The sequence below is a fragment of the Paenibacillus humicus NBRC 102415 genome, from assembly GCF_004000905.1.
Classification (GTDB): Bacteria; Bacillota; Bacilli; order Paenibacillales; family Paenibacillaceae; genus Paenibacillus_O; species Paenibacillus_O humicus.
Genome location: NZ_BIMD01000014.1, coordinates 1 through 12,950, shown reverse-complemented (window position 1 = coordinate 12,950; position 12,950 = coordinate 1). Strand labels below are relative to the sequence as shown.

Genomic DNA, 12,950 nt, shown 5'->3' with positions numbered 1-12,950 from the left:
CAGGTGATGGAAATTCCACCGTGGTTTCGAACAGCTATTCAAGGTCGATTGGACTACGTTTCTGCACGATTCGAGCATCATCCTGATCTCAAGCGTGTTCGTGCTGAAGAAAAGAAGGCTTTTCAAGTCTTGTTTGTTGGTATGGATATTGGTCGTATGCCTGAATTTGAAGCTTGGGAGGACAGACATCATTTTAAACAATCGATTATCAATGAGTGGTTATATTTGCAAGGGATGAAGGATGGCTTTCAGCTTGCTGTGGAACTATTGAGCAATCCTTTGCCATTTGATGACGACACACTGTTCAAACCTGAACGCAACGAGCCTGAGGCGTAGACTGCTCATCCGGGAGGGATAAAAAGTGGAAGTGAAAATCAACCGGGAAATCCGGGATTATACGGAAAGCTTGTTCTTCGGACTGTCCTTGCGGCAGTTCTTTTTTTCTATTCTGGCGGTCGCTGCGGCGATTGGACTGTATTTCGGGCTGCGCAGTCATTTCGGACTGGAAACGCTCAGTTGGATGTGCATATTAGGGGCAGCTCCCTGCGCCGCGCTCGGGTTTATCCGCTATCACGGTATGACGGCGGAGCAACTATTGTGGGCGTATGTGAAGTCGGAGTTTCTGATGCCAAGACGGCTTGTCTTCCGCTCGACCAACATTTACTACGAAGCGCTGAAAGGAAGCATGCACAAGCGTGTGCAAGAAAGGATGAAGCGCGATGATTAAGACGCTCAGGCGCACCATGAAGCAGGACAAGGAGCGGTCTGTCATTCCCAAAAGCGTACAACAAGCGATCCCGATCCGCGCCATCTGGCCGGACGGGATTTTTGCTGTCGGCAACAAATTCTCGAAGTCGTTCCGTTTCGCGGACATCAACTACGCTGTCGCATCGAGAGAGGACAAGGAGATGATGTTCCTTTCCTACTCCGAATTGCTTAATTCGTTTGACAGCGGCGCGACGACGAAGATTACGATTCACAATCGGCGGCTTAATCAGGCAGATGTTGAACGTTCCATTCTTATTCCGCTCCAGCACGACGGGCTGGATGTATATCGGCAGGAGTACAACGACATGTTGCTTGGTAAAGCGACGGATGGCAACACAAATGGGACGATTCAAGAGAAATACATCACCATCTCCGTGGTTAAAAAGAACGTGGATGAAGCTCGCCATTACTTCGCGCGGGTCGGCACGGAGTTGACGGCGCATTTCTCTCGTCTCGGCTCGAAATGTACCGAACTTGATGCGACTGACCGCCTGCGCATTCTGCATGACTTCTTCCGGATTGGCGAGGAAGCCGATTTTCGCTTCGACATGCAGGAGATGATGCGCAAGGGACACGATTTCAAGGATTATATTTGCCCGGACACCTTCGAGTTTGCCAAAGACCATTTTCGGATGGGCGAATACTACGGTCGGGTCATCTTTCTTCGTGATTACGCCAGCTACATCAAGGACAGCATGGTAGCCGAACTGTGCGATTTGAACCGCAACTTGCTGCTGTCGCTCGATGTGATCCCGATTCCGACCGATGAAGCTGTTCGCGAAGTGGAGAATCGACTGCTCGGCGTGGAGACGAACATTACGAATTGGCAGCGACGGCAAAACCGGAATAACAACTTTTCCGCCGTCGTTCCTTACGATATGGAGCAGCAGCGCAAGGAGAGCAAGGAATTTCTTAGCGACCTGACCACGCGCGACCAGCGGATGATGTTCGGGCTACTTACGATGGTGCATGTTGCGGACAGCAAAGAACAACTCGATAGCGATACGGAAACGTTGCTTACCACCGCTCGCAAGCATCTGTGCCAGTTTTCCACGCTCTCCTATCAGCAAATGGACGGTTTGAATACGGTGCTGCCTTATGGGCTGCGAAAGGTTCATGCTTTGCGGACACTCACAACTGAAAGCACGGCTGTATTTATCCCGTTTCGAGCGCAGGAGATCATGCATCCAGACGGCATTTATTACGGGCAAAACGTCATCAGCAAAAATATGATCGTCGCCAATCGAAAGCAACTGCTGAATGGAAACAGTTTTATCCTTGGCGTATCCGGTTCCGGTAAAAGCTTCACCGCGAAACGGGAAATCGTCAACCAGATATTGGCGAGCGATGACGACATTATCCTGATTGACCCGGAGCGGGAGTATTCCGCTCTGGTAAATGCGCTGGGTGGCGAGACGATTCACATATCTGCTACTTCGTCGAACCATATCAATGCGATGGATATGAACCGGGATTATGGCGACGGTGCCAATCCGATCATTCTTAAATCGGAATTCGTCCTGTCGTTGTGCGAGCAGTTGATCGGAGGACATCAGCTTGGAGCCAAGGAGAAGTCGCTCATCGATCGCTGTACCGCCGCTGTGTACCGCAAGTATTTGCGGAGCAACTATAAGGGACAGCCGCCGACATTGCAGGATTTTCGCGCGGAATTGCTCAAGCAAGCAGAACCTGAGGCGCAGGACATCGCGCTGGCCATTGAATTATTTACTTCCGGCAGTCTGAATACGTTCGCCCAATCGACCAACGTCAACGTCCACAATCGGCTCATTTGCTACGATATTCTCGACTTGGGCAAGCAGCTTCTTCCCATCGGCATGCTGGTTGTACTTGACAACATCTTGAATCGGATTACGCAAAATCGCGCCAGAGGCAAGAATACGTTTATCTTTATTGATGAAATCTACCTTCTGTTCCAGCACGAATATAGCGCCAACTTTCTGTTCACGCTCTGGAAACGTGTCCGAAAGTATGGCGCTTTTTGCACAGGGATTACGCAAAATGTGGACGACCTGCTGCAAAGTCATACAGCCCGCACCATGCTTGCAAACAGTGAATTCATCGTCATGCTGAATCAGGCCAGCACCGACCGGATAGAGCTTGCCGAGTTGCTCAACATTTCGGACCTGCAGCTGTCTTACATTACGAATGTTGACGCCGGGAATGGTCTGATGAAGGTCGGTAGTTCCCTTGTGCCGTTTAACGATAAGTTTCCGCGGCACACGAAACTGTATAGCCTAATGACAACGAAGCCCGGAGAGTAATGGATAAACAGCAGTAGGCGGCTGGTCGCAAACAGGATCAGCCGCTTAAGCACTAATATACATTTCTCATGGACTCTTCACCAGTAAATCTTGGCTGTTAGGAAACTTACAATGTTCTGCCGAGTATTCACATTCCATAGTTTCTATTACTTCTTACAAAACATCAATGGGCAGCTTATCCAATTCATCATTTCAAATTGCATGCTTTTTGATGCGCGGGAAAAAATCCTGTATTTACGTCTCAAAATATGGGGGAAAGTACACATGAAGCTGGGATATGGCCGTGTGTTGGCTAAAGATCAAAATCTGGAACGACAACTCGTCAAGTTCCGGGAACTTGGCGTTGATGAAAGATACATATTTGTAGACAAGCAGAGCGGCAAGGATTTTGAGCGGCCGCGCTATCAGGCAATACGTCTGATGTTAGAGAGGGCGACCTGATTTACCTGGATGCGCTGGATCGGCTGGGCCGAGATTACGACGGCATAATTGCCGAATGGAAAGCCATTACGCGGGAGATCGGCGCAGACATCGTATGTCTAGATAACGAAACGCTGTTCGATTCCCGAAAGTTCACACAAATGGGTGATTTCGGCAAAGTCATGGAGGATCAGTTTTTAAGCCTGCTGGCATATGTGGCCGAGCAGGAACGGAAAAACAACCGGCAGCGGCAGGCGGAAGGAATCGAAGTTGCCCGAGCCGATGGCGTAACGTTCGGGAGACCAAGACAGGAAATTGACGATAAGTTTATCCAGACATACCGGGAGTGGAAAGCAGGGCAAATCACGGCAACCGAGGCAATGCGAAGAATTGGTATGAAAAAACCGATGTTTTACCGGCGAGTGAGGGAGTATGAGGGAGCAAATGGACGGAACAAGCAATCGCCCATTGCTTCAAAAGACGATGCAGAGAACGGGAATCAGGGGATGGCTTGAAGCCATCCCCTGGCTATTATTCCGGTTTATTCCCTGCATTCGGGTCTGCAACAAAATTTGTCTTATAGTCTGTATACTTCAGCTCCGTTACCATGCCTGCAGAAGCATGATGCAGATCATGACAGTGGAACATCCAGTTGCCTTCATTATCTGCTTCGAATGCGACAACGTATTCTTCGCCCGGCTTCAAATTCAACGTATCCTTTATGATTGGAGATCCTTCAAGCGGTTTCCCGTTCTTGCTTAGCACTTGAAAGAAGTGACCGTGCAGGTGCATCGGATGGTCGTCAGTTTTCGAGTTATTGACAAGGCGAACCTTGACCGTATCTCCTTTTTTTACGTTTATCGGTTCGGTTTCCGGAAACGTTTTTCCATTTATGGTGTAGACCATTTCGCCGTTTTTCATTTCGGTATTCAAATTCATCGTGTATTCCAACGTGTACTTCTGATCTAACGTAAAGTTGGCTTTGCCTGCTTGGCCGTAACGGCTCATATCGACAACTGTCAGCTTCTCTACTTCATTCGCTTTGTCGGAACCGGCGGGAGCTCCTTCATAAGCAATCGTGGCTTTCATCCCTTTAACAGCAGCTTTGTCGCCGTGGTCCTCGATCAACCATTGGCCGGGATTACTGGCGACAAATTCAATATCGTAACGCTCTCCTGGAGCAATACTTACGACATTATCTTTCAGGATACCTGGATTGTTTATAGGTTGTCCGTCGGTAGCAATAACTTTGAATTCATGTCCGTGCAAATGAATTTGATGAGACAGATAGCCCGCATTGATCAAACGGATTCGAACTTTATCTCCTTCCTTAACAGGAAGCTGATCTACCAGCGAACCGGATTTTCCATTTATGGTATACAGATCGTACATGCTCATATCGTGTCCCATATTCATGGAACTATTGTCGGTCTTGGTCGAAGCTTTGTTTTCGTTCCCCATATTCATCGTACTGTAATCCATGCCCGACATGTTCATGCTAGATTTATTGTCTTTGCCATCCGAACTGCCCATATTCATTTTGCTATGATCCATTTCCGACATGTTGCCTCCGGACATATTCATGCCGGACATTTCCCCGGAGCTCATCCATTCATCGAGGACAAGTGTATAATCACGATCAAAGTCGGTACCTTCTTTCGGTTCAACGATGAATGCCCCATATAATCCGCGATCCAACTGATTTACACTATCCTGATGCGAGTGGTACCAGTAGGTGCCAGGGACATCTGCTTTAAACTCGTACGTAAACGACTGGCCTGGTTGAACGGCGTTTTGCGTTACGCCTGGAATGCCATCCATGGCGTTCGGTACAGGAACGCCGTGCCAGTGAATGGTGACTGGCTCGGGCAACTGATTTTTAAGATTGACCTTTATCGTATCTCCTTGTTTAACCCGAATTTGCGGTCCAGGAACGGAATTGTTGAACGTCCAAACCGGCAACGCTTTTCCGGGGGCTATTTCCTGATTGCTCTGGGCGGCAATCAAATTAAATTCTTTTCCCGTTAATACAACGGACTTTTCTGATTGAGTATTTGTTGATTCCGGAGTTTCCTTGGTTCCTTCCATATTCATTTTCGAATGATCCATTCCGCTCATTCCACCAATCGAACCTGAACAACCGGCCAATATAACAGATAAAGCTCCGACTGCCATTATACTTTTGAGCCTCCAACCTAGCTTCATAGCTTATTCATTCCTTTCTGTAACTGATCTTCCCATAAATCAATCATAGCCGAAGCCTGTGTAGAACTTTTGAAGAAGGAAGGAGTTCGCAGAGACAGAACGAAAACATGGGGTATGTATGGTCGAAAGAGATCGACCGTATATTAAGAGAAACAACATATTGAGAAGGCCAAGCCATTCCGGACTTGCTCTTCATTCCATGTGGTCCTTTGAATCCATGGATTTACAAGGAGACGTCTCCGCCGGTCCGATAGACCGATCATCCGGGCGGCCTTGAACAGGATTTGCCCCTTCGCAACTTTAAATGGCTTCGCCGACCTTTAAAAATCCGAACGCAATGGTTGTAAGACTGATTACTCCTTTACGCGCTGGGAAAATGTTATCTTTCTAAATTCCGAACATTGATTATTAATTTACTGCAACACCAGCGAGGTAGCGGAAGCCTGCAGGGTGATGAAATAAATAATTCTTTATGGATGACAACCGGGTTCCTTTCAACAAAGGGGAGCTGGTTTTTTATATGCGGCCAACTCCAATTTTTTTTATTTACACAGGTTCTTCATAAACGTGGGTTATACTTAAAACAAAAGAATTTCACGGGGGTGCCTTATAATATGAAAGTCATTTTATTTATGATTGGAGATTATCCTGTAAGGGCATACGGCACCATCATTGCAATCGCCATCCTTCTTTCACTTGGAGTCGCCCTGTATCTTGCCAGAGGATCGGAATATCGTAAGCATCTTTGGGATGTCGTTTTTTATGTGATTTTGGGGGCTATTGTAGGAGCACGCTTATGGGAAGTTGTTTTTTTTGAGGGAGCGTACTATTCGCGGCATCTTCTCGAATCGTTTGCGATTTGGAAAGGCGGCTTATCGATCCAAGGAGGGCTCATAGGAGGATTTGCAGCCGGTCTTATTTATTGCTGGCGTAAAAAGATTAATTTCTGGGAATTTGCAGATATCGTGGCACCGGCTATTATTTTTGGCCAGGGAGTAGGGAGAATCGCTTGTCTTTTAAATGGAGATGCCTTTGGCTCCCCGACAGGTTCGAATTTTGGGCTTGTCTATCCGCCAGGAACGATTGCGTATGAAACTTATGGTTCCCAGGCATTATGGCCTGCGGAGGTGTGGGAAGGTCAGTGGGATTTTGTTGTCTTCGGGATTTTGTTAATTTTGAAAAATCGGTCGTGGCCTCGTGGCTTTATATTCCTGTCCTATAACATCCTGTACTCGTTGGGACGTTTATTTCTGGAAACGCTTAGGAGGGATACGCCTAGATATTTATTTCATCTGAGTGCTGCGCAATGGACAAGCATCATTGTTATCCTCATTTCAATTGTGTTTATCCTGTGGAACGATCTTTCTTCAAGGAAACCTAAAACCATTTCATGACCAACTTTCTTGTCAGGCAAGAACATTTAGCGGAGGAGACGGGGTCTCCTCTGCCCTTATTCGGAGAGTCGTTATGATCAAAAAAGGGGCTGTCCTACTTCTATACGGAACAGGAATTGTATTAATCATTGCATACAAAGAATTGATCCTTTCGTGGTTGACAAACGGAGATACAGAACGCCTCCCCTGGATGATCGGGATAGCGATCCTTTTGGCCGCGGCCCCAATCGTCCCTTTCGGAATTGTTGCCGGGATCATGGGCGCTCAATATGGGCCAATCTGGGGCACATTAATCAATGTGGCCAGCTCAACGGTAGCCGGTGCTCTTCAGTTCCTAGCCGTTCGGGTCTTGTTTCAAGAATGGGGCAGGCATTTCGTCATGAAGTTTGAACGAATGGACCGATTTATGCTGGTTTTAGAGCGAAATGCGTTCCTGGCTGTTTTAACGGCCCGGCTGCTTCCGTTCGTCCCGGCACCGGCCATCAATGCAGCCGCGGCGATCAGCCAGATGAGCTTCGGCAGTTTCTTCCTTGCTACCTTGATCGGGAAAATCCCAGTGATGGTTATGTTTTCAGTCATGGGAGGCCAGTTGTTTTTTAGTTTGTCCCATGTTGCATGGACGCTGTGTATGTACGCCCTTTTTCTGATAGTCATCTATGCTTGCTATCGCTGGTATCACATGACGAGATTTTCCCAACGACAGGATTCGGATGCGGAATGAACAATCAAACAGGAAGGGGAAAATGGATAAGGGGCATCTCCATTTTCTTTTGTATCCACATATTTGTTTGGTGTGACTGGAATATATGATTTGTTTTTGGAGGTTGATTATGAAAACCGTATTGGTCGTCGATGATGAATCGAAAATTCGGGATGTGGTTGTATCCTACTTGAAAAAAGACGGTTTTCAGACCGTTGAAGCCGAAACAGGCAGAGAGGCCATTCGGCGCGTGCAAAACGAATCGATTGACTTCGTCATCCTGGACCTTATGCTTCCGGATATGGAGGGCGAGCAGGTTTGCCAAACGATTCGTCAAATCCATTCTGTTCCGATTTTGATGCTTACCGCCAAGGTTTCCGAGAACAATCGGATTAAGGGGTTATCCATGGGGGCCGACGATTACTTGATCAAGCCCTTTGACCCACGTGAAGTCGTAGCTCGGGTTCGGGCGATCCTGCGGCGTACGGACGAGTATCATTTGCTTGCGGATCGACTGGCCTTTAATCAAGGGGAACTTATCATTGATTCGTTAAAGCAGCAAGTATTTCGTGACGGCCAACCGGTGAACCTGACCCCGAATGAATATAAGCTGCTGCTTGTCCTGGCCAAGCATCCTCAACGTCACTTTTCACGAGACGAGCTTGTGGAACGCGTGCTTGGCTATGATTTTGACGGTGATAGCCGAACGATCGATCAACATGTAAAAAATATCCGGCAAAAAATAGAGGGCGACCCCAAGTCCCCAAAATATATTGTGACGGTGTATGGAACTGGCTATCGGTTTGCAGGAGGAACAACATGAATAAGCGTCTGCATACCCGTTTGGCTCTAATTATTATCGGGATTGCTGCTGGCATTGTTCTGATTTCAACCATTAGCGTTATTTTGACGACCCATTATCATTTCTCCTTGTATCAAGCGCAAGCCGGCATGACGCACGAATTACCTGAACTGAATTATCATTTAGAACAAGCGATGATGCAAACGATCATCTGGACGTGTTTCGTTGCGATTGTACTTGCCGTATTTCTCGGTTTTTATGTGGCCAAACGAATTTCGGCTCCTCTCATTCATATGACGCGAGTCGCGGAACGCATGACGGACGGGGAATGGAGTGCGAGAGTGGACATTCAAGGGAAAGATGAGCTTGCAGACTTGGGCGCATCGCTAAATACACTGGCGGAACAGTTGCAGCAGCATGAGCAACTGCGCGTCACGATGACCGAAGACATCGCGCATGAATTGCGAACCCCTTTGGCTACGCTCAAAAGCCATATGCGCGCCTTGGAAGACGGGATTTGGGAGCCTACGCCGGAGCGTATCCATTCCTGCTACGAAGAAATCGAACGATTAACGCAGCTTGTGGCCGAATTGGAAGACCTGACGCATGTGGAGTCCCCTGGTTTTCAGTTGGTGCGAAAAGAAGAATCATTGGCGGCCATCATCGAGAGAGGCGTAGAACTGGTTGCTGCGGCCTATCGTGAAAAAAACGTTCATCTACAGTGTTCCGTAAGTCCTCATATTCAGGTTTTTGTCGATCATGATCGCATGATCCAGGTACTTGTGAATCTGCTTAGCAATGCTCTGAAATTTACTCCAGAACACGGTGAAGTGCGAATTGAGGGGAATGAAGACAGCGGGCATGTTTGGATCCAAGTTCAAGACACGGGAACGGGAATCCCACAGGAGGACTTGCCCTATGTGTTCGAGCGATTTTACCGGGGTGATAAGTCTCGCAATCGGAAGACCGGAGGCAGCGGGCTGGGGTTAACCATCGTCAAGGAGTTGGTTGCAGCCCACGGCGGGGAAATTTCGGCCGAGAACCGGGAAGGTGCCGCCTTTACAATTCGGCTTCCCAAGAGACAGTAGAGCGTTCTACATCGAATCTTCAAAAGTATCGATTACACTGTTTATGACTTGATTTTTTATCGAATGGTTTGGAAATACATGGGGGACACTGAATTCAGGTCTCTTTTAGAGATGGGGTAATTTTTTTGAAAAAGATGACGATGCTTGTACTAGCGGCAGTACTATTGATCGGGACCACGGCATGCTCGAAAAACACAGAGCAAGGGCCGAATTCCAATGCGAGTACCACTTTTATGCACCTACATGGCCTTGGTTACTCCGCAGACGGAAAACGGCTTTTCATTCCCGTTCACAACGGACTACAGATATATACAGACGGATCATGGAATGAAGGTTCTGGAGAGAAGCACGATTATATGGGGTTCACCACGGTCGATGACGGATTTTACAGCAGCGGCCATCCAGCACCGGGTTCGAAGTTTAAAAATCCCTTAGGCCTAGTGAAAAGCACGAATGATGGGAAAACCATCTCGGTTCTTGCTCTTGAGGGGGAAGTCGATCTACACGGTATGACAGCCGGGTATCGTTCGCATTCGCTATACGTGGTGAACCCGGAACCTAACTCCAAAATGAAACAGTCAGGGCTGTTTTATAGCAAGGATGAAGGGAAAACCTGGACAAACAGTCCTGCAACCGGTCTCCAAGGGCAGATGACGGTAATCGCAGCTCACCCTTCTGATGCATCGATCGTTGCTGTCGGCACGACAACAGGCGCCTATCTATCGAGGGATTACGGTCAGAGGTTTACCCCAATGGTTCCGAAAAAACCGGTTTCGGCCCTGACCTTCACGGATTCCGGTAACGTAATGATAGCTACCTCCGGTCCTAATGCTTCACTGCTTGACATCAATATAGAGAGTAAACAATCGTTGGCGATCCAGACGCCAAGCAAGGATGCGATCGCCTATGTTGTCCAGAATCCGGCGAATCCGAAAGAGCTGGCCATCGCAACCGAACCAAAAGATATTTATCTCTCTACCGATCGTGGCGCTACATGGATACAGATTGCAGATAAAGGCAAAACTATCAATCGAAAATAGGAGGTTTTTAAGCATGAAAAAAGGCTTGAAAGTCGGTATTATTTCGGCGGTTACAGCACTGGCTCTGACCGGATGTTTTAACAAATCGAATTCTTCCACTCCACACGATATGAACAACATGGGCACGCAAACCGGTTCGGCACAAAGCCCGGCCAGTGCGGTATCGATGCCGTGGATTGCCTCAAAAAACACGACGCGCATCAACGCAAGTGACCCGGCGGAAGCTGCTGTGCTTGTTTCGAAAACGTTGTGGATGGCAACCAGTGATGCGAACCGTCCCGGAGGCGTCGTTCTGGCGAACCCGAAAGATTGGCAAACGACCCTCGTTAGTGCAGATTTGATTCATCACCCGAATAACGGTCCCGTTCTGTTTGTGAATAAAGACAGCGTACCAGATGTAACGCTTAACGAATTGAAAAGGCTAAAACCAATGGGGACGGACATGAATAAAGGAACCCAGGTTATATTGGTCGGGGATCTTGATCCCAAGGTAGAGGAACAAATAAAAGCGCTTGGCTACAAGACGGACAAAATTGCAGGGGGCAACCCGGCAGCCGTAGCCAGAGCCGTAGATGCTTATTATACCGCTGTCGCGATGGAAAATCCGCCTTCGGTCATCATTGGTTCTATGGACAGCGAAGAATATACGATGCCAGCAGTGAATTGGATTTCTCATATGCCTGAGCCGCTACTTTATGTTAAAAAGGATGAGGTCCCGCAAGAAACCTTGGATGCTTTAAAGACACGGGGCGGAAAAGCCAATATTTATTTGCTCGGGCCAGAATCGATTATTTCGGCCAAAGTCCAAGAACAATTGGGTCAGTACGGGAAAGTGGTTCGTATTGCGGGAAACGATCCCTATGCGAATGCCGTTGCCTTCGCCAAGTATAAAGATTCCACAACCGGTTTTGGTTGGGGGATTACAACGCCGGGTCATAACTTTTCATTCGTCAATAAAGATTCCGCAGCATTGGCACTCGCGGCGGCTCCATTCTCGCATTTAGGCAAACATGCACCGCTTCTCTGGACGGACAAGGATAAGCTACCGGATACGGTGATGGCCTATGTCATGTCTGTTCAACCGAAATATAAAAAAGAACCAACGGAAGGGCCATACAATCATGCTTGGTTAACAGGGAGCGAGGATTCGTTGACCGCCGTGGCGCAAGGGGAGATCGATTCCATGCTGGAGATCGTATCGGAGACGGGAGAAGGTCACGGTGGGCATGGCGGTGGAAATACAAAGACAGAACCGTCCCCTAAACCAAGTGAGGGCACAACCGGAGGCGGCGAAATGCCGGGCATGAAGCATTGATGATGAGGTCGAACACAAATTCCCAAAAGAAAGCAGGTGTCTGATTATGATGGGGATGATGTACGGATGGTCATGGGTCATGATGCTGTTTTGTGCATTGTTCATGGCCGCGATCATAGGTGTCGCCGTTTATATAGCGGTAAGGCTTGCTTTAAGAAAAACTCGTTTGTAGTGTATCGAATCAGCTCGTTTGGGTAAAACATAAAAGGTACAAATTTCAAATTGGGAGGTAAAACCATGTCACATGAGCAATTTCAACATTGCATTGATGAATGCATAAAATGTATGCTGGCATGCAATCACTGTTATGACGCCTGCTTGAATGAAGATCACCTTGCGGGGATGAAAGAATGCATCCGGTTGGATCGGGAGTGCGCCGACATTTGTGCCTTTGCTGCGCAAGCGATGTCCCATAACAGTTCCTATGCGAAGGAGCTTTGCCGAATTTGCGCCGATGTTTGCGAAGCATGCGGGAATGAGTGCAAAAAGCACGAGCATGAACACTGTCAGCGCTGTGCCGATGCTTGTTTCTCATGTGCAAAAGCTTGCCGAGCTATGGCGAGCTGAAACAAGGCGAAAACAGCCTATCCCACTCTGGGGATAGGCTGTTTCGGTGTTCTATCTTTTCAATTGCTTAAAGTAGCAATCTTGGTTAAACTGACGCAGTAGAAAAAATTCTGTACTCACTCATGTAGGAACTTTATTTAAGGGATATAAATTTAAAGAAGCAGAGAATGGGGAAGAAGCCGTCCAACTGTTACAAGAATATTCGGCCGGATGTCGTCAACATTGATATTTCGATGCTCGAAATGGGCACTATGGCAAATTCGGTTGTATCAGTACGGTACGTAAATCTGTTACTCTAGGCCTGTGCCGTGCTCGTTATAGGTATCCCTCCATAGACTAATGTGGAAATACGAAGACGTTCAAACACAC

General features: G+C 47.7%; 11 protein-coding genes and 1 pseudogene. 11 read left to right on the top strand and 1 reads right to left on the bottom strand.

Annotated features, from left to right (window positions below; genetic code table 11):
* Positions 1–6: 6 nt before the first annotated feature.
* From PHU01S_RS10855 to PHU01S_RS10840, 4 genes and pseudogenes are all read left to right on the top strand, one after another.
* Positions 7–336, top strand: a complete 330-nt coding sequence (locus PHU01S_RS10855) for a hypothetical protein (RefSeq protein ID WP_127507667.1) — start codon at positions 7–9, stop codon at positions 334–336.
* A 25-nt stretch (positions 337–361) separates the two neighbouring features.
* Positions 362–727, top strand: a complete 366-nt coding sequence (locus PHU01S_RS10850) for a PrgI family protein (RefSeq protein ID WP_127507622.1) — start codon at positions 362–364, stop codon at positions 725–727.
* Entirely contained in the window at positions 720–3,050 is a 2,331-nt protein-coding gene (locus PHU01S_RS10845; RefSeq protein ID WP_127507620.1) for a VirB4-like conjugal transfer ATPase, CD1110 family, read from the top strand. Before PHU01S_RS10850 ends, PHU01S_RS10845 begins: the two co-directional genes overlap by 8 nt.
* Before the next feature lie 264 nt (positions 3,051–3,314).
* Positions 3,315–3,985 (top strand): annotated as a pseudogene (locus PHU01S_RS10840) (recombinase family protein).
* Positions 3,986–4,001: 16 nt separating this feature from the next.
* Here the strand turns inward: PHU01S_RS10840 and PHU01S_RS10835 are convergent.
* On the bottom strand, positions 4,002–5,645 hold the full coding sequence (locus tag PHU01S_RS10835; RefSeq protein ID WP_373864535.1) for a multicopper oxidase family protein: 1,644 nt from the start codon (positions 5,643–5,645) through the stop codon (positions 4,002–4,004).
* A 431-nt stretch (positions 5,646–6,076) separates the two neighbouring features.
* Here PHU01S_RS10835 and lgt point away from each other — a divergent pair, with 431 nt between their 5' ends.
* From lgt to PHU01S_RS10800, 7 genes are all read left to right on the top strand, one after another.
* Positions 6,077–7,069, top strand: a complete 993-nt coding sequence (gene lgt, locus PHU01S_RS10830; RefSeq protein WP_246029212.1) for a prolipoprotein diacylglyceryl transferase — start codon at positions 6,077–6,079, stop codon at positions 7,067–7,069.
* Positions 7,070–7,142: 73 nt separating this feature from the next.
* A complete protein-coding gene (locus PHU01S_RS10825; protein ID WP_127507613.1) occupies positions 7,143–7,790 on the top strand; it encodes a TVP38/TMEM64 family protein in 648 nt (215 codons plus the stop codon).
* 109 nt (positions 7,791–7,899) lie between these two features.
* Positions 7,900–8,592, top strand: coding sequence for a response regulator transcription factor (locus PHU01S_RS10820; protein ID WP_127507611.1), 693 nt, complete (start codon positions 7,900–7,902; stop codon positions 8,590–8,592).
* Complete coding sequence (locus PHU01S_RS10815) at positions 8,589–9,659, top strand: sensor histidine kinase (RefSeq protein WP_127507609.1); 1,071 nt, start codon at positions 8,589–8,591, stop codon at positions 9,657–9,659. Before PHU01S_RS10820 ends, PHU01S_RS10815 begins: the two co-directional genes overlap by 4 nt.
* Positions 9,660–9,793: 134 nt before the next feature.
* Positions 9,794–10,699, top strand: a complete 906-nt coding sequence (locus tag PHU01S_RS10810; RefSeq protein WP_373864537.1) for a F510_1955 family glycosylhydrolase — start codon at positions 9,794–9,796, stop codon at positions 10,697–10,699.
* A gap of 13 nt (positions 10,700–10,712) precedes the next feature.
* The gene (locus tag PHU01S_RS10805; RefSeq protein WP_246029211.1) at positions 10,713–12,014 is read left to right on the top strand and encodes a cell wall-binding repeat-containing protein; all 1,302 of its coding nucleotides are present in this window, start codon (positions 10,713–10,715) and stop codon (positions 12,012–12,014) included.
* Between the two features lie 237 nt (positions 12,015–12,251).
* A complete protein-coding gene (locus tag PHU01S_RS10800) occupies positions 12,252–12,581 on the top strand; it encodes a four-helix bundle copper-binding protein (protein ID WP_127507605.1) in 330 nt (109 codons plus the stop codon).
* The last annotated feature ends 369 nt before the right edge of the window (positions 12,582–12,950 follow it).